We start from the raw sequence: 22,285 nt of genomic DNA on the forward strand, positions 1-22,285 counted from the left end.
CCCTCGCCCTGACAGCTAAATTAGTATACTAAATATCCGCCTCTACTGTCAATAGGTTTTTGAAAGTTTTTTTATTTTTTTGCAAATCTTTATCAAATCCTATTAAATCAGCCTTTCTCTATGGTTTATTTTCACCTAATTGAGAGGTTGAAAGGCTAATGACAGCATATTATGAGAGGAGATTTGCTTATAAACTCACAGGTTGTGACGAGACATCTGCAGTATGGGTATCCTATTTTTACTCTAAAATTTCTTGCTAAGGTATCGAGAGGACCCGTAAAATTGTTAAATTGGTGGTCCCTTTAATTCCTGAAAGTATTTTTTTTATCCTTTCTCAAAATGTCCCTATTTTTGGCTTTTTAATTGCCCACCTTGAACTTTTAGACTTTTGTTATTAAACACCTGAAGGTTTTTCCTTCGTTTTCTCTAACCGATACAATCAGTTAGGACCCTAAGATTTCTTTCGAGAGGATTCGGCATCAATAAAAAAATCAAGGAAATTTAATCCTTGATTTTTTCGTTTAGCTACCTAATAATCTAAGGCATCTGAGTGACCTGCTGCATTTCCGACAAAATACCCTGTCTTACAATTGATGGAGAAGAGGTAAGTGCCGTCTGGCTTGTACATGTTGTAATAGCCATTACCGTTAATAATGTTGACTTTTTGGAGGATATAGTTATTTCCAGTAATATAGCCACGTTCTTGGGAAGTTGCTACGATTTTTTCTAGGACACCTGGCGTCCAATCCCAGGCTGAGTTAGTGCTATCTGCAATTGCATTTTCGTTAATCGGAACACGACTCAAACTCTTTTGTAGAGTAGACTCATCATAGGATTGAATACCGTACGGTGTTGCTGCCGAACTTGTAGTTGTCGTTGTTGCTGCATTACTATCCCCCGAAGTTGCTGGGGCAGCATTTGTTGAGGCATCTGTTGTCGCACTACCTTGCGTGGTGTCTGCCGCAGCTGTACTAGAAGTTCCTGTATCCTGTGCGGTTGAAGTTGACGGTGTTTGTTGACTTCTACCGTCTGCAATAACTTCCTGAAGCAATTTATCTAAGGCCGCATTGCCTGTGTTTAGGCTATCTGAGGAAAGGCTGTCAAAGTTGGCATCACTCTTGACCTTCGCACCAGTCTTTTCACCATCATTGATAGCATCTGATTGAAATAAGGCATTTACCGCTCGGATTGCTGTTATTTGTCGGTTTAGACTATCATATTTTTTCTTGGCATTAGTGTAATACGAAGTGTTTTTCAGCTTGTCCAGCGCTTTTTTCAATTGCGGTAATTGGTCAAACTGGGAATTTTTTAGTTTGGTCTGAGAATCATCTGTGAAAAAAGCCCGATAAGCCTGGTTAAAAGACGTGTTCGCCTTCTTTGCACTGGCAGTTTCTGAAGAACTTGAAGTTGTGGTTGAAGAACTTTTACTGGTGCCTTGCCTTGTATACCATGCAGTCGTTGCAGCTCCTAATACCACTAAGGTAGCTAAGCTATACCACACGATTTTGCGGGATTTCTTCTGCGCTTTATGGGTGTTTGTATCTGTTTTAACCAGATCATTTTGAATATCTCTCTTGTCTTTATTAGCTTTCGCTACTACTGGTTCAGACGTTAGTGAAGAAATGGCAGGGGATTCCTCACTTTCAGACTGAGACGCTTGCTCAGAAGATTCTTGGTTTGGTGGCGCTACTGGAGGGAGGTCAAAAACAACCGTTTTTTCTAAATCGACTGGTGTTTCACTACCCACTTGGCTACTAGTTGTCTCACTTTCAGAGACTGCTTCCGATTCTTGGGAATTATTTTGGGGCTCTGAAGTTACTAATTCTTCCTCGAATAACTGACGTTGTTGATGGATAAACTCATCTAGTGGGGCTGTGTCACCGATTTTTTGAGGAGCCGGTGCACTTGTTCCGTCAAATTTTTGCGAAGCCACTTCTGTACGATGACGTTTGATATATTTGTCTAGGACGTCATCCTCATCGGTAATACCGACTTTAAGTTCAGCCTCTTTTTGGACAGCTTCTTCTACTGTTAGTTCTTTTGCTTTTTCAAAATCCAGACCTTCTTGATGCTTTTCACTTGTCATGTTTTAATTCGTCTCCTTATCACTTGTCACCCGTTTGACTCTCTGACCAAAAAATTGATAGAAATCAACACGTAAGCGACCGTTGTAGAGTTTTCTTTTTTTATCGGCTTGACGGCCAAATTTCTTTTCAAAGTTGACATCGCTAGTCACAATAAATTGACTCCATGTTTTCAATGGCGCAAAGGTTTGCCCCATTTCATTATACAGAATATCCACAGCCCTGTCATCCAAGAGTCTCTCTCCATAGGGCGGATTGGATACAATAACCCCATTTGTTTTTTCTGTCCTAAAGTCTTGTAAACGCATCTGTTTTAGGGTGATGACGTCTGCCAAACCTGCTGCATCAACGTTGGCTTGAGCGACTGCTACCATGCGGGCATCAATGTCAAAACCTGAGATATCAAGGCTCACTTGACGCTCTGCCTTTTTCGCTTCTTGACGTAAATTTTGGCTCGTTTTTGAATCAACCCAAGGCCAGTCTTCACAGATGAACCGACGCGAGAGGCCTGGAGCTCGATTGAGACCGATCAGAGCCGCTTCGATACACAAGGTCCCTGAACCGCAGGTAGGGTCCACAAAAGGCTTGTCTGGATACCAGTTGGTCAGCGCAATTAAGGCAGCTGCCATATTTTCTTTCATAGGCGCGCCACCTTTTTCTACTCGGTAGCCACGTTTAAAGAGACTGTCCCCGCTGGTATTAATCATAAGCAGAACCTTATCTTTTACCAAACTCACTTCGATCGGAATTAAAGGACCCGTTTCAGGCAAGGGAACCGTCATTGGGCGGTGATAATACGTTTGCAATTTTTTAACGATTGCCTTTTTAGTAATCGCCTGAATGCTAGGTTCGTTATGCAATTTTGACTTTACTGCCTTCGCTTTACTAATGGGAAAAGTCATGCCAAGGGCGATGTAACGTTCCCAATCTAAAGCAAAAACACCCTGAAAAAGTTCTTCAAAAGTCGTCGCCTTAAACTCTCCGACTACCAGCTTGACTTTATCTGCCGCCCTCAGCCATAAATTTGCTTTGAGCATATCAGAAACGGTTCCTGAAAAACGCACACGCCCGTTTTCAACTTGCGTGTCAAATCCTAATGCACGGAGTTCTTTACCGACTACGGCTTCTAAACCACTGGCTGCAGTCGCTATCATTTGGTAAGTTTCTTTATTTTTTGTCATATGTCTTCCTTGATACGAAAAAGCTAGGACAACTGTCCCAGCCCCGTTCCTATCTTGTAACTTTCTATAAGCCATGTTTTGTTCCAGAAACGACTAGGGCTCGTTTCCTTCGATAATCATCTGTCTACTGGTTGCCCAGTCAGAGAAAGTGCGTTCCTTGTATTTCCGCCAATCTCCATGCCCCGACCAAAATTTGGGTTGCTAGCTTGAGGGGTTTACCGCGTTCCATGTCCAGCATTTCTGCTAGACCTCGTCTCTGTGGCACCTTAAGGACGACTCGGACTTATTGTTACCAACTTAGCCCTTTTGTCCGCCGTAATATGTCACCATATCCCTAGGCTTATTTTTTCGCCTAGCACAATCACTACTGGCAATCTCAGCCAGTGCTAGCATGGACTTTCCTCATACACCCTAAGCGTACGCGATTATCCAAAAGCCACAAGTTCACTCTTATTCGGAAATTTGTTTTCCGAACACTTCCTTTTCCAAACGGCTAATACGTTTTAGAATATCATAGTTCGTACTATTTGAAGGTGCAGGTGTCACCGGTTGCGCTACTGTGCTTGTCGCAACTGGCGTGCTTTCTGCACCACCATAGGTTTTAGCTCCAGCAAAAGCCCCTCCAGCAGGCGTCACTGGTGGTACAGCCGATGATGCTGGCGAGGACTGCGCCCCGCCTTTTTTCGCATCATTTAGCTGGGACTTCAGAGTTGCAATCTCTTTGTGCAAGGCCACAATCTCGTCATCGTAGGACTCATAATCTTTAATCACATCATCCAAGAATTCATCCACTTCGCGCTTGTCGTATCCTCGCATACTTGTTTTGAATTCTTGCTCAAAAATGTCTTTAGGGGTGTGGATAATGTTTGCCATTGTCTTAAAAACCGTACTTTCTATCAATTTCCCAAATTCCTAGGTACTTTATCATGCTACCCCAAAAATAGGAAAAAATCAAGCCTTTTATGTCCTAGTCGGTACTTTCTTGAGCAATGTCATTGAGTCGTTCAAAGTCTAAACAACGCACACTATAGCCTTCCTTGGCTCTCGCTCGGTTATACAAATGTTTAAAATTTGTTTCGTTTTCTGCATCATAGAAAAAATAGGCTTCCTGAGTATTTTCCAATAAAAACTGATGATAAGCCACAAATTGTCCCGGATTTTCATAATGGGGGAAACTATATTTGATAAAATCAACCTGCTTAAACGCAGCCAATTTTGCTTGATTACTTTCTGTCCAATTTTCCCCTTGATTTTCAAACAAAAAAATCGTGGCCAAAGCTATGGGATAATCCTCTTGAAGCTCTTTAGCAACCTCTAATACCCAATAATCAAACCCTAAGTTTCCTGTGAAAATGAGCCAGTCTACGCCTTCTTCTAGATACTGAATTAAGTCTCTTCGGATGGCTTTTTTTATCACGGCGAGTCGGGGGTCCTTGTCCTGAAAAATCCCGACTTCAAAACTACGATAGCCAGAAATAAGAAGCGCTGTCATTCAATCTTTTATCCTTTCTCCAAATATGGTATAATGTAGTAGCTTTTATGTACTATTTTACTACAAATTAGCGAGGAGTCTTATGGTTAACTATCCTAATCGACCACATACTCCCCAAAGACTACGAACGGCAGGAAAAAAGCAAGAAACGGATTTTGCCAACCGCGGGATGTCTTTTGAAGCGGCAATCAACGCCAGCAATGCCTTTTATCTGGCACATGATAAGGCTGTTATTCACAAAAAACCGACACCCGTGCAAATCGTAAAAGTTGATTACCCTAAGAGGAGTCGTGCAAAAATCGTTGAAGCTTATTTTAGACAGGCCTCAACAACGGACTACTCAGGCGTCTACAAAGGCCACTATATCGACTTTGAGGCTAAGGAAACACGGCAAAAAACCGCTATGCCAATGAAAAATTTCCACCATCACCAAATTGTGCATATGGAAAAAGTTCTGGCTCAAGGCGGTATCTGCTTTACCTTACTGCATTTTTCTCGTCTAGGGGAGACTTATCTACTACCAGCTAGTTACCTCATCGCACATTATAACAGCGACCAAGAAGGGCAGTCTTTATCCCTTTCTTATATTCGAAAATTCGGCTATGAGATTGCTCCGTCTGCCTATCCTTCGGTCCCTTATCTTGATATTATCGACAAATTAATCCTAGGAGGAGATTCCTATGCCGACCAACACCAATAAACGACGCAACCAGAAGAATTCAGGAGCGCCTAGACTCGGCAAGTCTATACAAAAAAAGAAGACAGGTCCATCATCCAAAAAGGGTGCTAAGAAAACTACAAAATTTTCTTTTAACAAAAGAAAATTTATTCGTTACACCATTCTAGCCTTTGTTTCAATCTTTTTAATCGTCAGTCTTATCGGGGGCGCCTTGGTCTTCTACTATGCTTCAAGCGCGCCTAAACTCGAGGAAAGCAAACTGACCTCGACCAACTCTAGTATCATTTACGATAAGGATGGCAACGAGATTGCAAACTTAGGGGCAGAAGAACGGGTAAGTGCTGCAAGCAGTGACATCCCTCAAAACCTCACCAACGCCATCACAGCAATCGAAGACCATCGCTTCTACAAACACCGTGGAATAGATGTCTATCGTATCATCGGTGCCGCTTGGCACAACTTGATTTCCAGCTCAACACAGGGTGGTTCGACACTGGACCAGCAGCTGATTAAACTGGCTTACTTTTCTACAAATGTTTCCGACCAAACCTTGAAGCGAAAAATCCAAGAGGCTTGGCTTGCTATTCAGATGGAACGGAAATACACCAAAGAAGAAATTCTGACCTTCTATGTCAACAAGGTTTATATGGGGAATGGTCTCTATGGTATGCAGACCGCAGCCAAGGGCTATTTCGGTAAAGAACTAAAGGATTTGAGCATCGCCCAAACTGCTTTACTGGCGGGTCTGCCTCAAGCACCGACTTCTTATGACCCTTACACGAATCCTGACGCTGCCAAAACACGTCGTGATGACGTTCTCCAGCAGATGTACAACTATGGTAACATTTCAAAGACAGATTACGATACTGCCATCGCAACACCAGTAACTGACGGTCTGCAGCCTGTCGATACTAGCAATTCTTTCGAACCGTATCTGGATAATTACCTCAAGGAAGTTATCGAAGAAGTTAAAACCAAGACTGGTGCTGACGTGTACTCTGCTGGTCTTAAGATTTACACCAACATTGACACGGCTGCCCAGCAGTATCTGTGGAATATCTACAATTCCGATGAGTATGTCACTTATCCGGACGACCAGATGCAAGTGGCCTCTACTGTCGTCGATGTGACCAATGGTAAAGTCGTTGCCCAACTTGGTACCCGTAACCAAGATACCTCTATTCAATTTGGGACCAACCAAGCTGTCTTGACCGACCGTGATTGGGGGTCTACAATGAAACCAATCACTGACTATGCCCCAGCTATTGAAAATGAAATTTACACATCAACGGCACAAAGTGTTAGCGATACGGCTTGGTACTGGCCTGGAACCTCTCAACAAATTTACGACTGGGACCGTCGCTATATGGGTAACATTACCCTGCAAACTGCCATCGCCCAATCTCGTAATGTGCCGGCTGTCCGCGCGCTTTATGCGGTCGGTCTAAATAAAGCCAGCAGCTTCTTAAGCGGCTTAGGCATCAATTACCCTGAATTGCAATATTCTAATGCTATTTCTAGTAATAACAGTTCTTCTGATAGTCAATACGGCGCATCTAGTCTGAAGATGGCTGCTGCCTATGCAGCTTTTGCTAACGGCGGAACTTATTACCAACCTTACTACGTCAATAAAATTACTTTAGAAGACGGAACAACCCAAACCTTTGACCCTACAGGGACACGGGCTATGAAGGAAACCACAGCCTACCTGATGACGGCTATGATGAAAACCGTCTTGACTAATGGTACAGGGACACAAGCCCAGATTTCTGGGGTCTACCAGGCTGGTAAGTCCGGTACCTCAAACTACACAGATGATGAATTAGCTGCCATCGAGCAAGCTACAGGCATCTACTCAAGCTATGTGGGCACAATGGCTCCAGACGAAACCTTTGTCGGTTATACGACCCAATACGCTATGGCTGTCTGGACGGGTTATAAATCACGTTCAACGCCTGTTTACGGTGATGGACTTTATGTCGCCCCTTGGGTCTACCGTGCGATGATGGCCTACCTATCGGCTAATGGATCAACTGATTTCACCATTCCAGATGGGATTTCACAAAGCGGTTCTTACTACTACCTCACTGGTACAAATAACTACACCGCACCAACTTCAACGGTAAGTTCTAGTTCCAGCTCATCCACCAGTGACAGCACCAGCGATAGTAGCTCAGAAGCAAGTTCTTCTTCAACAGATGCCGCTTCTACAGAAGATACGACAGCTGCTAGCACTGCTGAAAGCACTCCTACTTCAGATAACGCTGCAAGTACAGAAAGCTCGTCCCAACCCTAAGCTTTACCCAAAAAACTGACCACTAGCTAAATGCTATGGTCAGTTTTTTTAATAGGTATTGATAGCAGAAGTCTTTGCTAGGTATTCCTGACGATGAAGCCTTTTCTAATCATTCAAAACTTGGAAAGGTTAGCGGACTCTCACTCTTAAGGCGTGACTTTTTCTTTACGCTAAACCGCTTCTTCGACTACTCGCATAAGTCTCCTATCAAAAAAAGAGGCTACTGCCTCTTTTTTCTTATCTTTACGCTTCACCAGCGTTTTTCTTGATAATTTCTTCTTGGACTGATTTAGGAACATCTTCATAGTGGTCAAATACCATCATGAAGGTACCACGTCCTTGTGATGCAGAACGAAGGGTTGTAGCGTAACCAAACATTTCTGCCAAAGGAACATAGGCACGGACGATTTGGCTGTTACCGTGTGCTTCCATACCGTCTACACGTCCACGACGAGCTGTTACGTGTCCCATAACGTCCCCAAGGTTTTCCTCTGGAACGGTGATAGTAACCAACATCATTGGTTCCAAGATAACAGGTTGTGCTGATTTCGCAGCTTCTTTAAGGGCCAATGACGCCGCAATCTTGAAGGCTGTTTCAGATGAGTCGACATCGTGGTATGAACCATCGTAAAGCTTAGCTTTAATGTCAACCATTGGGTAACCAGCCAAGACACCGTTAGCCATTGACTCTTGCAAACCTTTTTCAACCGCAGGGATGAATTCACGAGGAACGACACCACCAACGATAGCGTTTTCGAATTCGAATCCTTTACCTTCTTCGTTTGGTGTAAATTCAATCCAAACATCACCGAATTGACCTTTACCACCTGATTGGCGTTTGAAGAATCCACGTGCTTGTGTAGAAGCGCGGAAAGTTTCACGGTAAGATACTTGTGGCGCACCAACGTTTGCTTCAACCTTGAATTCACGTTTCATACGGTCAACCAAGACGTCCAAGTGCAACTCACCCATACCAGAGATAACTGTCTCACCAGTTTCGACGTTAGTTTCAACGCGGAAAGTTGGGTCTTCTTCAGCCAGTTTTTGAAGGGCAATACCCATTTTATCTTGGTCAGCCTTAGATTTAGGCTCAACCATCAATTGGATAACGGGTTCTGGAACTTCAATAGACTCAAGAATGATTTTTGCTTTTTCATCAGTCAATGAGTCACCAGTTGTTGTATCTTTCAAACCAACGGCAGCCGCGATATCTCCAGCGTAAACTGTTTCAATTTCTTGACGGCTGTTCGCGTGCATTTGCAGGATACGTCCAATACGTTCGCGTTTTCCTTTAGAAGTATTCAGGACGTAAGAACCTGAGTTCAAGACACCTGAATAAACACGGAAGAAGGTCAAACGACCAACGAATGGGTCTGTCATGATCTTGAAGGCCAAAGCTGCAAATGGTTCTTCATCTGAAGCAGGACGTGTTTCTTCTTCTTCTGTATCTGGGTTAACACCCTTGATTGCAGGAATATCCAATGGGCTTGGCAAGTAATCAATAACCGCGTCAAGCATCATTTGAACCCCTTTGTTCTTGAAGGCAGAACCACAAAGAACTGGGTAGAATTCCACATTGATTGTTGCTTTACGGATAGCTGCTTTCAACTCATCATTGGTGATTTCTTCCCCTTCAAGGTACTTCATCATCAAATCTTCGTCAGTTTCAGCAATCGCTTCAATCAATTTTTCACGGTATTCTGTTGCTTGGTCAAGGTATTCTTCAGGAATATCTTCTTCCAAGATGTCTGTACCGAGGTCGTTTGTGTAGATTTCAGCTTTCATGGTAATCAAGTCAATGATTCCACGGAAGTCATCTTCTGCACCGATTGGCAATTGAATTGGGTGAGCGTTCGCTTGCAAACGGTCATGCAAGGTACTTACAGAATACAAGAAGTCTGCACCGATTTTGTCCATTTTGTTAGCAAAAACGATACGAGGAACTCCGTATTCAGTCGCTTGACGCCAAACTGTTTCTGTTTGAGGTTCTACCCCTGATTGGGCATCCAAAACAGTTACGGCACCATCAAGAACACGCAGGGAACGTTGTACTTCGATAGTGAAGTCCACGTGTCCTGGGGTGTCGATGATGTTAACACGGTGGTTGTTCCATTGGGCAGTTGTCGCAGCAGACGTGATGGTGATTCCACGTTCTTGCTCTTGCTCCATCCAGTCCATTTGGGAAGCCCCTTCGTGAGTTTCACCAATCTTGTGGATTTTACCTGTGTAGTAGAGAATCCGTTCGGTTGTAGTTGTTTTACCGGCATCGACGTGAGCCATGATACCGATGTTACGAGTTTTTTCTAATGAAAATTCGCGTGCCATGGAAAGTGTTCTCCTTTAATTGTTTTCCATTTTTCCAAGAAAACGGATAGGCAGGACCTACCCGTTATCATTGTTTTATGTTAAGTGTTGGTTTCAACTTAGTCTATTTGAGCTGGAACGGGATGCTGTGTGAAAAAGATAAACTTCCTTGTATTCATCGAATACTGCGTTAGTTTTCTATTTTCACTTTGCATCCTTGCCGTTCCTAGCATCATCATTGAACTCGGGCTAAAAGCCCAAGTTAATTGATTTGAACCCGAGCGAGGCCCGGCGCAAAAAAGATAAACTGCTTTGTGTTCACGGAACACTGCATCAGTTTCCTATTTTTGCCTTGGGCCTTTGTCGCTCTTAGTTTCATTTTATTACCAACGGAAGTGTGCGAAGGCACGGTTGGCTTCAGCCATACGGTGTGTGTCTTCACGTTTCTTAACAGATGCACCAGTGTTGTTCGCTGCATCCATGATTTCTTTAGCCAAGCGGTCTTGCATAGTGTGTTCACCACGTCCACGAGACACAGTTACCAACCAACGCAAGCCCAAAGTGATACGGCGTTCTGGACGCACTTCAACTGGGACTTGGTAGTTAGACCCACCGACACGGCGAGCACGAACTTCAAGAACTGGCATGATGTTTTCCATTGCTTCTTCGAAGACTTCGAGAGCATCGTTTCCTGTTGCTTCTTTGATTTGTTCAAAAGCTCCATAAACGATAGAAGCAGCTGTACCACGTTTCCCATCAAGCATTACACGGTTAATCAAACGTGTTACAAGTTGAGAGTTGTACAATGGATCTGGCAATACGTCGCGCTTAGGCGCACGGTTTTTACGACTCATTTTCTAGGCTCCCTTCTTATGCTTTTGGTTTTTTCGTACCGTATTTAGAACGGCTTTGTTTACGGTCAGCAACACCCGCAGTATCCAAAGCACCACGGACGATATGGTAACGTACCCCTGGAAGGTCTTTTACACGTCCACCACGGATAAGAACCACACTGTGTTCTTGCAAGTTGTGTCCGATACCTGGGATATAAGCTGTTACTTCGATCAAGTTACTCAAGCGCACACGAGCAAATTTACGCAAGGCTGAGTTAGGTTTCTTAGGTGTCATTGTTCCAACACGTGTTGCAACACCACGTTTTTGTGGCGCGTCAACATTTGTTGGGGTCTTTTTAAGGCTGTTGTAACCAACGTTCAATGCTGGTGACTTAGACTTAACGACTTTTGCTTGGCGCGGTTTACGCACCAATTGGTTAATTGTAGGCATCTACATTCTCCTGTTTTTTTAGTTTTGGTTGTCGTGGCACTTGGTGACAGCCCACAACCGGTGTACTTTGCAACATTTGTCAGCACGTCTCTGTACACTTTTGAGAGACCAAAAGTAAAAAGTACCGCATACTATAGTAGCATAGGGTACCTTTTTTGTCAATCTTATTTTTTATTTTTTGGCGTCTTCTACTTGCAGAATACTGCCGATTTCGACATGGACACTTTGTTTTTGGGCATCGATATCTGAGACTCTTAGCAAGGATTGGAAATCTAACTGGCTATGGTCAGTTGAGGCATTTTCGGCAAAGACAACGACACCCACCAAGTCACTTTCGAACTCTTTAAGGAGGCTAACCATACCTGTTACGGTGCCACCTCCCTTAAGGAAGTCATCCACAATCAGAACACGACTACCCGGCTTGAGGCTCCGTTTAGACAGAAACATTTTTTCGATGCGGTCGCTGGACCCCGAAGCATAGTTGACTGAAACTGTTGAACCCTCCGTGATTTTTAAATCCCGTCTCACAATAACGAAAGGAACATTTAAAATGTTGGCTACAGCATTGGCTAAGGGAACTCCCTTAGTGGCAACGGTCATCACGACATCAATGGGCTCATTTTCAAAACGCTTGGCAATGATGCGCCCGGCATCCTTCAAAATTTTCGGCGTACTCAAGAGGTCGGACAAATAAAGGTAGCCCCCCGGCAAAACACGGTCACTATCAGATAGAGCTGTTCTCAACTCTTCTAAGATAGCCAACTCATCTGAATAGCTGATCGTTGGGGTGAAAATAACTCCCCCATTGGCACCAGTTATGGTATCAACTCGGCCAATGCCACGCTTTTCAAAGGCACCTTTAATCAGCGTAATGTCTTCAGAAATTGAGGACTTAGCCGTCTGATATTCTTCGGCAAAGTAGTTTAAGCTGGTTGTTTTATGCGGGTTATTTAAGAGGTATTCCGTCATCACGGCCATACGTTCACTACGTCTTAATTTCATAGGTATCTATCTTTCATTTCTTTATTTCTTGTTTAACACCTCATATCTTAGCATATTTTTAGCAAAAAACGAACAATCTGCATCCGATTGCTCATTTTTTTCGTCTTTTACTTGCTGTGAGGTTTGTAGAAGGAACGATTGTCTAACGGGAAAATCCGTGGGGTCATTTCTCCCTCATCAATACGTGATAAAGCCGTCGACATCATCATCATTTCAGCATCGATGTTATCAATCATATGAATAATCTCAGCTTCCATAATCCGTGGTCTAACAGGGCTACCATACTCCAATTGCCCATGGTGACTCAAAACCACATGGCGCAGAACAATGACATCTTCACTATCATCCGAAAGCTTTAACTCATCAATGGCTTTAGTGATTTCCTCGTCAATCAAGGCGATATGCCCGATGAGGTTCCCTCTGACTGTGTACTCTGTATTGTCCGGTCCAGAAAGCTCAATAACCTTAGCCAAATCGTGCAGCATAATCCCTGCAAAAAGGAGGCTCTTGTTGAGTTCGGGATAAATATCACCAATCGCATCAGCCAAACGCACCATAGTCGCTGTGTGGTAGGCCAAACCAGATTCGAAGGCGTGGTGGTTGCTCTTAGCAGCTGGGTAAGTATAAAACCGGTCATGAAAGCGACTGTAGAGATGGCGCACAATACGTTGCCAGGTAGGATTTTCAATTTCAAACACTTTTTCTTCAAGATAGGCCTGGGTGGCTTTAACATCTACAGGAGATTTCTCCTTGAAGGCTGCTGGGTCATTGGGTTCTCCATCCGTTGGCAGACGAAGTTCAATCTGGTTCACCTGAGGTGTGCCATTATAGACTTCACGACGTCCCCGCATCCGAACCACACGACCGGGTTGGAACTGGTCTATCTGATCTTCACGCACGTCCCAGAGGTTCCCTGAAATCTGACCACTATCATCCTGAAAGGTTAAGGCAAGAAAATCTTTCCCCGCCCGTGTTTTTCGCAGATTAGCACTCTTGATTAAGTAATAGCCTTCAAAGGGCTCATCTGCTTTCATTTGTTTAATCTTCATCTTTTTCCTCGTTTTCTAAAGGCTCGCTAGATAGCAAGGCCTGCGTCTCTTCATCTTGGTAGGTTTCAATTTGACTGAGAGCACGTGCAATGGCATTGGTACGAGTGGTTAAGAGCTTGTCGATATGTCCGCTAGCTAGGCCCAACTGCTTTTGTGCTTTTTGTAGCAAATCAGCAAACTTGTTGAATTCCAATTTAACATTGCCCAGAATCTTGCTAATCTCTGCCGTATTTTGCTGAATAGATAAGGTCCGAAAGCCAACCGTCAGGGCGTTTAGAAGGGCTGCGAGTGTAGACGGGCCTGCAATGATGACATTTTCATGTCGTCGCAAGTCTTCAACAATGGTCACTTGACGCAAAGCCTCTGCGTAGAGTCCCTCTGTCGGTAAAAATAGGATGCCAAATGGAGTGGTTTGAGGCGGATGGATATATTTGCTGTGAATGTCTTTGGCAAAGCTTTTCAAACTTTGACCGAGTTCTTTGCGTGCCTTTTCCAAAGCAGGCTTATCTCCTGCCTCAAATGCCGCTTCAAGGCGCTGGTAACTTTCTAATGGGAATTTGGAGTCAACAGGCAAATACACCCATTCCCCCGTTTTCTCTCCTGGCATCTTAATCGCAAATTCCACACGATTAGCACTTTTAGGGACAGTTGGAACTTCACGCTCATACTGACCTGGTGCTAAGATTTCTTCGACAATACGGGCCAACTGAACTTCACCCATGATCCCTCGTGTTTTGGTCCCTGCGAGCGTCCGATTGAGACTGGCCACATCTTGGGAGAGGTGTTGCATTTCTCCCAGACTTTTGTTCACCCGCTCCAGTTGTTGAGAAACGCTAGCAAAACTGGTTCTTAAGCGACTTTGTAGCGTACTTTCCAACTTTTCATTGACCGTTTCTCGCATCTGAGCCAACTGATCTTGTAGGGTGCTTTGCATGTTATCCACACTGGTTTGGAGGGTTTGGCGGACGCTCTCTAGGCTACGGTCACTGCGATCGCGCCCCTCATTTAGCTCTTGGTAGATCAAGGTTTGTACCTTGGCCATCTCATTCTGCCAAAGGCGACTTTGCGCCATTTGCTCACGCACTAGCACTGTTTCCATTTGATTCAGCAAGGCAATTTCTTGTTGTTTTTGCGCTTCCTCTTGTTCTTTGCGGACTTGTTTGATCTCCCATAGGAGATAAGCACACACCAAGAGAACGACAATAACAAGAAGGGTGGTCACCATTCTTTTTTCCTTTCACGTGTTTCCATGCAGATGACATAGCCATCTCTAACTGTAAGTGCGACTTTTTTTCCGATAAATTGATTACTGGAATAAATCTTGCGGGAAAAATAGCGGTCCCTTGTCAACTCAAAAAGTGCCCCGCGAATGTCGATAGGTAATGCGCCCTCCTGAATAAAGGCTAGACCTGTCATCCCAGGTGTCTGCTGAATCAGATGGTCTCCTGGCGGATAAAAGCGTAACACGTGCTCCCTATCTCGCAAGAAAATCTGTCGCATAAAAGGCGCGATAGCCGGATGGCTGGGAAGAAAAATATTGGCCAGCGCATGGTCCAAACGCCCGCCGAATGCACCGATGACTTCGAGTTCCCCTTGCGGATAATGTTCAAAAAACCACAAAACTGCGGCCTGTGCATCCGTATCATCCTTGGCTGTCGGTAGCACGACCAGGGTCTCAACCTGCGCCTGAATCGTTTCAAACTCCTCAGGTGTGACACTATCAAAATCTCCCACAGCCACATCCACACGATGCCCCGCCGCAAGGAGACGATAGGCAGCCCAATCACAAGCGAGTGTCAACTGACCCGCTTGAAAGTCTTGCAAATCCCAATCACCTGACACATAGAGACGACTTGGCTCAGCCATGAAGATTGTCTCGCAAGGCATTTACCCCTGCAGTGAGGTCTCCCTTAAAGAGGTATGAACCGGCCACAAAGACATTGGCTCCAGCGGCTTTGGCTGCACGAACGGTTACATCGTCGATACCGCCATCCACTTCGATTTGGTAGGAAAGACCTTTTTCCTGACGTACAGCAGCCAAGGCAGCGACTTTTTCTAGCGTTTCAGGCAAGAAGGCTTGGCCTCCAAAACCTGGGTTGACTGTCATGACCAAAACTTGATCGACCAGTCCCAAAACTGGCAAGATGGCTTCAACAGGTGTCCCGGGGTTGATGGCAACACTCGCCTGCATGCCTGTGGCCTTAATCTGTTGCAAAGCCCCATGAATATGAGGTGTTGCTTCCACGTGGATGGTAACACTATCAGCACCTGCTTTGGCAAATGAAGCAATGTGTTTTTCTGGATTTTCAACCATCAGGTGGCAATCAAAAAAGAGGCGACTGTGTTTGCGCATCGCAGCGACCACATCAGCACCAAATGTAATATTGGGCACAAAATGACCATCCATAATATCAATGTGGACGTACTCTGCACCCGTTTCTTCGATGCGAGCAAGCTCCGTCGCAAAATTTGCGAAATCGGCAGCTAAAATAGAGGGAGCGATTTTATCTTGTAACATGGGTTATCCTTTCTTGACTTCTTTTTTATACACTTGCCGGTTGCCTTGAATTTCACTGAGCAACTGGAGATAATTTTCGAATCGTTGGGGCCAGATAGCCTGCGTATCTAAAGCCTGTTTTACAGCACAGCCTGGTTCATGCGTGTGGGTACAGGTCCGAAACTTGCAGGCTTGAGCTAGCTGTGCAATTTCAGGAAAAGCCGCATTTAATTCCTGAGCGTCGGTTACTTGGTAATCAATCGAAGAAAAACCAGGCGTATCGGCAATTTTTCCGTCAAAGGCATCATACAAGGCCACAAAACGGGTGGTGTGTTTTCCCCGGCCTAGGCTGGCTGAGATTTCCGCAGTTTCCAAGGCCAAATCAGGCGCTATACGGTTGAGCAAGGTCGATTTCCCGACACCCGTTTGCCCCATAAAGACACTGGTTTTTTCCGCCAGCAGTGGGAGCAGGTCCTCAAGCGATAAACAAAAATGATAACCGATTTGACGGTAATGTTGGGCGATAACTTGCATCTGCTCTCTTTGCTTATCATCTAAGAGGTCCATTTTACTGATGTAAATCACAGGGGTTATCTGCCGTTTCCATAGAAGCACTAAAAAGCGGTCCAAGAGGTTGCTGTTGAAATCCGGTTCTTTCGCACTCATGATGACAACTGCCTGGTCAATGTTGACGATGGCTGGGCGCAAGAGGCTGTTATGGCGCGCCCCAATGGAGAGGATATAGCCCTCCCCATTATCATCCGTTGAAAAATCGACCCAGTCACCGACAAAAGGACTCTGCCCTCTTTTGCGAAAATGACCTCTGGCTCTCGTCTGGTACAAGTGTCCCTCAGCCTCGACATAATAAAAACCTGCTAATGCTTTGACAATTCTTCCGTGCAATTCCCACTCCTTTTTTACCAATTTAGCACCATTGTACCACAAAGCCCCCTTTTTTTCCTTGCTAACCTTGTTTTACATCTTGCATTTTTTATCCCCTCATAGTATAATGAGAACATACTGCGGAGGTGGTGGAACGGCAGACACGCATGCTTCAGGCGCATGTGCCCATCGGGTGTGAGGGTTCAAATCCCTTCCTCCGCATCGCTCATACAACTCAGCTCAGGCTGAGTTTTTTTATTGCCCAAAAACATGATATGCTCGAAAGAAGCGAACAAGAAAAGGATGAGACAAGAGGATTTGCGCACAAATCCTGTTTCGTCCCATCCGTAAAAAATTTTCTTAAAGATTTCAGCTAAACAAGAGGCAAGACCTTACTGCTGACGTGCTTTTTTAGTCTCCCTGCGCGCCAAGACTGGCAAGATAACCCCCAGAGCAATGAAGACAAGCGGTGTTAAAATATTTGTCAGGAGTGAGAACTGCCAACCAGCAGGGTCTGTCGCATAGTCCACTTTTGGTACCATTCCCAAAATACAAGCAAAGGCCGTAAACAAGAAGCACCATGCCCCAATGACAAAACCAACTTTTGGATTTTTAACAAAGGTGTACTCCGCATCCTTATACTTGTGCCAAGCCCGTGTTAAGAGCATAAAGGCCAAGAAGACCCACAGGTAGCGCATGGGCATGACAATGGCGTTGAGATTGGTCATCCATACCACAAGACCATCAATTTCGGAAATCCCAAAAATAGGTAAGACAATCAAAAGGCTAACGAGAACCCCCGTCAACAGGTAGCCATTGACCAGAACACCTTTTTTATTGCGTTTACGCAACCATGACGGGATAAATTGGGCATCCGCATTATTGAGCAAGATTTGAAGCGGTGCATCAATGGAGAAAGCTAGGGCCGCAATCTGACCGACCATATTTGTCAAGGCATAAATAATCACCAATAGGTTGCCGAGACCCCAACTTTCACCCAGCATTTGAAAGGCTTGGTAGGCGCCATTACGCATCAGGTCAGCAGGGATATGATGGCTGTCAAAAAGCATTCCCATGGCTACAGAACCCAAAATAGCAGACAGCCCCACCATGACAGCCATAGCAATCATGCCCTTTGGAAATTCCTTTGCTGGATTGCGTGTTTGATTGACATAGGGCGAAATTTTTTCAGCCCCTCCTACCGCAAAAACCAAAAGGGAAATCGTCGTGAAGTAAGAAAAGTCAAAATTTGGAATGTAAGTGCTCAACTTATCCATGCCAGATGTGGCAAAGGTCATATTCGGATTTATGAAGGGTGCACCGACGGCCAAAAGCACAAAGAGCAGTGACATCACCAACATGGCTGAACCCGCCAAACCTCCGATGAACTTAAGGGCTGACAATCCCTTGGTAGATAGATACAAGAAAATCCCAAAGATGACCAAGCTGAGAAGGGCAATATCTCGCATACTGAGCGAGCTTAAGAAATTGCCATTTCCCTGCAAAGCCCAACCCAGAGGGATCAAAACACCTTGTGGTTTTTGTGCCAGATAGGGGATATGCACCACCCAATAAGTCCAGGCAGCAAAGTAGGCCAGGCGTTTAGTCGAGGTCTTTTCCACCCAACTGCTGACCCCGCCACCACTCTCTTTAAAGGTAGAACCCAGCTGGCCAACAATCAGGGCATAAGGGATAAAGTAGAGTGCTAGAATCAAAATCCAAGACACAATAACAGAAATCCCTTGTTGGGCATAGTTATTGACCACATTTCCCAGACCCCAAACCATGTTAAAGGCAATCAGCGAGACCATGAGCCAGGTCAATTGATTCTTGTCGTTTTTCATGATATCTCCTCTCTTCTAAAAAATAAATAGAAATAGCAATCGCTTTCAGTATCACTATACCACAGTTTTAAACTTTTTTAAACTCACTTTTCGCATAAAAAGGCAGAAAAAAAGCCAGGAACTTTTGTCCTGACTTTCTGTTTGAAAAGGCTTAGTTATTAAGCGCTGCTGCCATTGTTGCAGCCACTTCATTTTCAAAGTCATTTGCTGCTTTTTCGATACCTTCACCAACTTCAAAGCGGGCAAAAGCAACAACCTTAGCGTTAACTGATTCAAGGTAAGCTTCTACAGTCTTGCTGTCGTCCATGATGTAGACTTGTGCCAAGAGAGTGTATTGTTGGTCCACTTGGGTGTTGTCCAAAAGGAAACGAGACATTTTTCCTGGGATGATTTTGTCCCAGATTTTTTCTGGTTTACCTTCTGCAGCCAATTCAGCCTTGATGTCCGCTTCAGCTTGAGCGATAACTTCGTCGGTCAATTGTGCTTTTGAACCGTATTTCAAAAGTGGCAAGGCTGGTTTGTCAACCATAGCGCGGCTTTCGTTGTCTTGCTCGATTTTGTGGTTAAGTTGAGCCAACTCGTCATGTACGAATTGTTCATCCAATTCAGCATAAGACAAAACAGTTGGGTTCATTGCAGCGATGTGCATAGAGATTTGTTTTGCCAATGCTTCGTCGCCACCTTCGACAACAGAGATAACACCGATGCGACCACCATTATGTTGGTAAGCACCAAAGTGTTGGTCGTCTGTTTTTTCCAATACAGCGAAACGGCGGAAAGAAATCTTTTCTCCGATAGTTGCTGTTGCGTTGACGTAAGCAGCTTCCAAAGTTTCACCAGATGCCAAAGTCACTTGCAAAGCTTCTTCGTTGTTAGCTGGGCGAGCTTGAGCAATAGCTTTAGCAGTTTCATTCACCAAGTCAACGAATTGTGCGTTTTTAGCAACGAAGTCAGTTTCAGCATTGACTTCGACAACTGCAGCGATATTGCCATCGACGTAAACACCTGTCAAGCCTTCTGCAGCGACACGGTCAGCTTTCTTAGCAGCCTTAGCCATTCCTTTTTCACGAAGGAGTTCGATAGCTTTTTCGATATCTCCGTCTACTTCAACCAAAGCTTTTTTGGCGTCCATGACACCAGCACCAGATTTTTCACGCAACTCTTTAACGAGTTTAGCTGTAATTTCTGCCATTTTTTTCTCCTATTTTTAAAATAAGGAGGCTGGGCTTCGCCCCGCCCCCTTAGGTTTTATGGTTTTCTGTAATTAAGCGTTGTCGCCTTCTACAACTTCAACGATTTCTTCGATAGATTCTGCTACTGCTTCTGCAGACAAAGCTTCTTCAACAGCAACGATTTCATCTTCACCTTGACGGCCTTCGATGATAGCGTCTGCCATTTTAGAAGTGATCAACTTAACAGCGCGGATAGCGTCGTCGTTAGCTGGGATGATAACATCGATATCGTCTGGGTCAGCGTTGGTGTCAACCATAGCGACTACTGGGATACCAAGTTTCTTCGCTTCTTTAACAGCGATTTGTTCTTTGTGTGGGTCAACGATGTACATCACATCTGGGATGCGAGGCATGTCTTCGATACCACCCAAGAATTTTTCAAGACGTGCGCGTTGTTTGTTAAGCAAAGCAACTTCTTTTTTAGGAAGGACTTCGAAAGTTCCGTCTTCTTCCATACGTTTGATGTCTTTCAAACGTTTGATACGTTTTTGGATAGTGTCCCAGTTTGTCAAGGTACCACCCAACCAACGGTGGTTGATGTAGTATTGTCCAGCACGTGTTGCTTCTTCAGCAATCGCGTCAGCGGCTTGTTTTTTCGTACCAACAAACAAGATAACAGCGTCGTTAGCTGCAGCGTCACGAACAAAGTCGTAAGCTTGGTCAGCCAACTTAACAGTTTGTTGCAAGTCGATCACGTGGATACCGTTACGTTCTGTAAAGATGTACTTAGCCATCTTAGGGTTCCAGCGGCGAGTTTGGTGACCAAAGTGAACACCAGCCTCAAGCAATTGTTTCATTGAAATAACTGACATGAATATGTCTCCTTTTGTTTTTTCCTCTCTCGGACTTTCGCTTGCAGACCAACCGCAAGGGCAACAGGCCCACAATCAGTCCTGAGATGAGTATTTGTTGCTAGGCAACTACACTAGTATATCAAAAAATGTGGCAAATGCAAGCTTTTTAGGACTTGACGTCACTCTTTTTTTAGGGTAAAATACTAAGAGTTGTGGCGGTATAGCCAAGTGGTAAGGCACGGCTCTGCAAAAGCTTGATCGTCGGTTCAAATCCGTCTACCGCCTTCATTAAAAAAAGCTGGGGAAACCCAGCTTTTTTTTGTATTCACCAGTAGCTTTTTAAAGATAACCATAGCGAATTTCAGATAGTTTTCTTATTTCTTTTAGTAAAGATTCCTGATTGTCGCTAAGTTTCACAGCATTTTCAGACAGGTAGCGTGTTATCTCCAACTGAAACCGGCTCAAGACCAGCGATACTGCCCCTGTCCCATCAGCCAGTTCTTGGTGGTACTTTTGGATGACTTGCGCTAAGTTAGGGTCGCCTTGGTGAGAGCTTAAATCTTTAAGCAAGTCATCCATCAGGGAAAGTGCTTCCTCTTTTCGCTCATTGCCACCGGAAAACCATTTGATGCCCATTATGCGATACCTCCTGAATGCCAGCCTGCTCGACCACCAGTAAGAATAGTTATAGCTGAATGATTTGCAATAGTCGTCCAAGTTTGGGATAAGTTAACATAGCAAGAACCGCCCTGGTAGCAGTATAATCCGTTTTCGTTCATGGTAAAACTCCCTTCATGCTCTATGTTCTTATCCTATCACGAAAAAATACAAAAAAATAGTGACATTCATGTCACTATTTTATCTCTTAGATTCCATCCTTCTCCTTTTCTTGTTTAATACCTCTGACTAAAGCATCATCATTAAGCAGACGAGCAAATGATAGCGCCTTATCGTAATATCGATTAGCTCTTTCGCTATCGCCCAGATAACGGCTGTAGTACTTAGCTTTCAAAGCCAAAGCCCCAGGTTTATAGGTTTGAAGTTGCGCTTCATCCACAAATTGAAGAAGTCTATTTGCTATTGGTAAGATGGTTTTGAATTCTTCAAGCATCAAGTACACCGCTGCACAACTCATTAAAACAACTATTAGGGTGATGTTATGAGTCTCGTCAGCAGAAATTTCTTGATTCAGTAACTTCCTACACAACATTTCAAGTATTTTTTTGTCAAGGTATTTTTTATCATGATTTTCCAAGAAATAATAATGGATGACTAATAAATCATTAGTTGAAAGCTTTTTCTTTTTTTGCGCCTGTAAAAAAACATCCTCGAAAATCTCTTCTGTCTTTGGCCCTTTCTCAAGCAGAGAAAAGTTCATGACGGACTCGAAGATATCCAAAGTCAGCAGTTCATCCTCTGGTAAGAGTTCGTCATATTCTTCATGCACTTCAGCGATGAGTTGTAACTTTTGCGCTATGCGTCCAGAATCACCATAAGTAGGAAACTTGATGAGCCTATTTTTCTTCTCATAATAGCTATCTGGAATCTTTTGTAACCCTTCGTCAATGAGTTCTGAGACAGACATACCTAGCCGGTGGGCGATAAAGCCAATTTTATCTATTGAGGGGAGCGATTGCCCTTTTTCAATCCGGATGAGCTGGCGAA

20 protein-coding genes, 2 tRNA genes and 1 other RNA gene are annotated in these 22,285 nt (G+C 44.3%); 4 read left to right on the forward strand and 19 right to left on the reverse strand.

Translation table 11 applies throughout. The features are described from left to right. Positions 1-529: 529 nt before the first annotated feature. From STRDD12_RS07590 to STRDD12_RS07610, 5 genes are all read right to left on the reverse strand, one after another. A complete protein-coding gene (locus tag STRDD12_RS07590; protein WP_066916829.1) occupies positions 530-2,086 on the reverse strand; it encodes a cell division site-positioning protein MapZ family protein in 1,557 nt (518 codons plus the stop codon). 3 nt (positions 2,087-2,089) lie between these two features. Next, the gene (locus STRDD12_RS07595) at positions 2,090-3,265 is read right to left on the reverse strand and encodes a THUMP domain-containing class I SAM-dependent RNA methyltransferase (RefSeq protein ID WP_066916831.1); all 1,176 of its coding nucleotides are present in this window, start codon (positions 3,263-3,265) and stop codon (positions 2,090-2,092) included. A 62-nt stretch (positions 3,266-3,327) separates the two neighbouring features. Next, positions 3,328-3,702: RNase P RNA component class B (gene rnpB, locus STRDD12_RS07600), an RNA gene on the reverse strand. A gap of 13 nt (positions 3,703-3,715) precedes the next feature. Beyond that, complete coding sequence (locus tag STRDD12_RS07605) at positions 3,716-4,138, reverse strand: cell division regulator GpsB (RefSeq protein WP_066916955.1); 423 nt, start codon at positions 4,136-4,138, stop codon at positions 3,716-3,718. Positions 4,139-4,232: 94 nt separating this feature from the next. Beyond that, positions 4,233-4,757: an SLOG family protein gene (locus tag STRDD12_RS07610; RefSeq protein ID WP_066916833.1), complete on the reverse strand. Its 525-nt coding sequence runs from the start codon at positions 4,755-4,757 to the stop codon at positions 4,233-4,235. 82 nt (positions 4,758-4,839) lie between these two features. Here STRDD12_RS07610 and recU point away from each other — a divergent pair, with 82 nt between their 5' ends. After that, the gene (gene recU / locus STRDD12_RS07615) at positions 4,840-5,457 is read left to right on the forward strand and encodes a Holliday junction resolvase RecU (protein ID WP_066916834.1); all 618 of its coding nucleotides are present in this window, start codon (positions 4,840-4,842) and stop codon (positions 5,455-5,457) included. After that, positions 5,438-7,732 (forward strand): penicillin-binding protein PBP1A, encoded by a 2,295-nt coding sequence (gene pbp1a, locus STRDD12_RS07620; RefSeq protein WP_066916836.1) that lies wholly within the window; start codon positions 5,438-5,440, stop codon positions 7,730-7,732. The genes recU and pbp1a overlap by 20 nt, the downstream gene beginning before the upstream one ends. A gap of 243 nt (positions 7,733-7,975) precedes the next feature. On the opposite strand, the gene fusA is transcribed toward pbp1a, so the two are convergent. The 9 genes from fusA to rsgA all read right to left on the reverse strand — a co-directional run bounded on the left by fusA (position 7,976) and on the right by rsgA (position 16,771). Next, complete coding sequence (gene fusA, locus STRDD12_RS07625) at positions 7,976-10,057, reverse strand: elongation factor G (RefSeq protein WP_066916838.1); 2,082 nt, start codon at positions 10,055-10,057, stop codon at positions 7,976-7,978. Positions 10,058-10,419: 362 nt separating this feature from the next. Next, the gene (gene rpsG, locus STRDD12_RS07630; RefSeq protein WP_066916840.1) at positions 10,420-10,890 is read right to left on the reverse strand and encodes a 30S ribosomal protein S7; all 471 of its coding nucleotides are present in this window, start codon (positions 10,888-10,890) and stop codon (positions 10,420-10,422) included. 16 nt (positions 10,891-10,906) lie between these two features. Continuing rightward, positions 10,907-11,320, reverse strand: coding sequence for a 30S ribosomal protein S12 (gene rpsL / locus STRDD12_RS07635; RefSeq protein ID WP_066916842.1), 414 nt, complete (start codon positions 11,318-11,320; stop codon positions 10,907-10,909). A gap of 171 nt (positions 11,321-11,491) precedes the next feature. Next, entirely contained in the window at positions 11,492-12,322 is an 831-nt protein-coding gene (purR, locus tag STRDD12_RS07640; RefSeq protein WP_066916844.1) for a pur operon repressor, read from the reverse strand. A gap of 107 nt (positions 12,323-12,429) precedes the next feature. After that, positions 12,430-13,371, reverse strand: coding sequence for a 3'-5' exoribonuclease YhaM family protein (locus STRDD12_RS07645; protein ID WP_066916846.1), 942 nt, complete (start codon positions 13,369-13,371; stop codon positions 12,430-12,432). Continuing rightward, positions 13,361-14,596, reverse strand: coding sequence for a DNA recombination protein RmuC (locus STRDD12_RS07650; protein WP_066916848.1), 1,236 nt, complete (start codon positions 14,594-14,596; stop codon positions 13,361-13,363). The genes STRDD12_RS07645 and STRDD12_RS07650 overlap by 11 nt, the downstream gene beginning before the upstream one ends. Then, positions 14,590-15,237 carry a thiamine diphosphokinase gene (locus STRDD12_RS07655; RefSeq protein WP_066916850.1) on the reverse strand — a complete coding sequence of 216 codons (648 nt, stop codon included), beginning with the start codon at positions 15,235-15,237 and terminating at the stop codon, positions 14,590-14,592. Before STRDD12_RS07655 ends, STRDD12_RS07650 begins: the two co-directional genes overlap by 7 nt. Then, positions 15,230-15,889, reverse strand: a complete 660-nt coding sequence (gene rpe, locus STRDD12_RS07660) for a ribulose-phosphate 3-epimerase (protein ID WP_066916852.1) — start codon at positions 15,887-15,889, stop codon at positions 15,230-15,232. Before rpe ends, STRDD12_RS07655 begins: the two co-directional genes overlap by 8 nt. A gap of 3 nt (positions 15,890-15,892) precedes the next feature. Continuing rightward, positions 15,893-16,771 (reverse strand): ribosome small subunit-dependent GTPase A, encoded by an 879-nt coding sequence (rsgA, locus tag STRDD12_RS07665; protein ID WP_066916854.1) that lies wholly within the window; start codon positions 16,769-16,771, stop codon positions 15,893-15,895. Positions 16,772-16,890: 119 nt separating this feature from the next. On the opposite strand from rsgA, the gene STRDD12_RS07670 reads away from it, so the two are divergent. Then, positions 16,891-16,972: transfer RNA gene (locus tag STRDD12_RS07670), tRNA-Leu, on the forward strand. A gap of 170 nt (positions 16,973-17,142) precedes the next feature. On the opposite strand, the gene STRDD12_RS07675 is transcribed toward STRDD12_RS07670, so the two are convergent. From STRDD12_RS07675 to rpsB, 3 genes are all read right to left on the reverse strand, one after another. Beyond that, entirely contained in the window at positions 17,143-18,594 is a 1,452-nt protein-coding gene (locus STRDD12_RS07675; RefSeq protein ID WP_066916856.1) for an APC family permease, read from the reverse strand. Between the two features lie 151 nt (positions 18,595-18,745). Next, the gene (gene tsf / locus STRDD12_RS07680) at positions 18,746-19,786 is read right to left on the reverse strand and encodes a translation elongation factor Ts (RefSeq protein WP_066916858.1); all 1,041 of its coding nucleotides are present in this window, start codon (positions 19,784-19,786) and stop codon (positions 18,746-18,748) included. Between the two features lie 72 nt (positions 19,787-19,858). Beyond that, positions 19,859-20,638, reverse strand: coding sequence for a 30S ribosomal protein S2 (rpsB, locus tag STRDD12_RS07685; RefSeq protein WP_066916860.1), 780 nt, complete (start codon positions 20,636-20,638; stop codon positions 19,859-19,861). 196 nt (positions 20,639-20,834) lie between these two features. On the opposite strand from rpsB, the gene STRDD12_RS07690 reads away from it, so the two are divergent. Then, positions 20,835-20,905, forward strand: a tRNA-Cys gene (locus tag STRDD12_RS07690). Between the two features lie 54 nt (positions 20,906-20,959). Here the strand turns inward: STRDD12_RS07690 and STRDD12_RS07695 are convergent. Together STRDD12_RS07695 and STRDD12_RS07700 are read right to left on the reverse strand one after the other, a co-directional pair. Then, positions 20,960-21,256: a bacteriocin immunity family protein gene (locus STRDD12_RS07695; RefSeq protein ID WP_066916862.1), complete on the reverse strand. Its 297-nt coding sequence runs from the start codon at positions 21,254-21,256 to the stop codon at positions 20,960-20,962. A gap of 229 nt (positions 21,257-21,485) precedes the next feature. After that, a partial coding sequence (locus STRDD12_RS07700; protein ID WP_197456670.1) for an XRE family transcriptional regulator occupies positions 21,486-22,285 on the reverse strand: 800 nt, incomplete at its 5' end.

The organism is Streptococcus sp. DD12 (genome assembly GCF_001578885.1).
In the GTDB taxonomy this organism is placed as follows: domain Bacteria; phylum Bacillota; class Bacilli; order Lactobacillales; family Streptococcaceae; genus Streptococcus.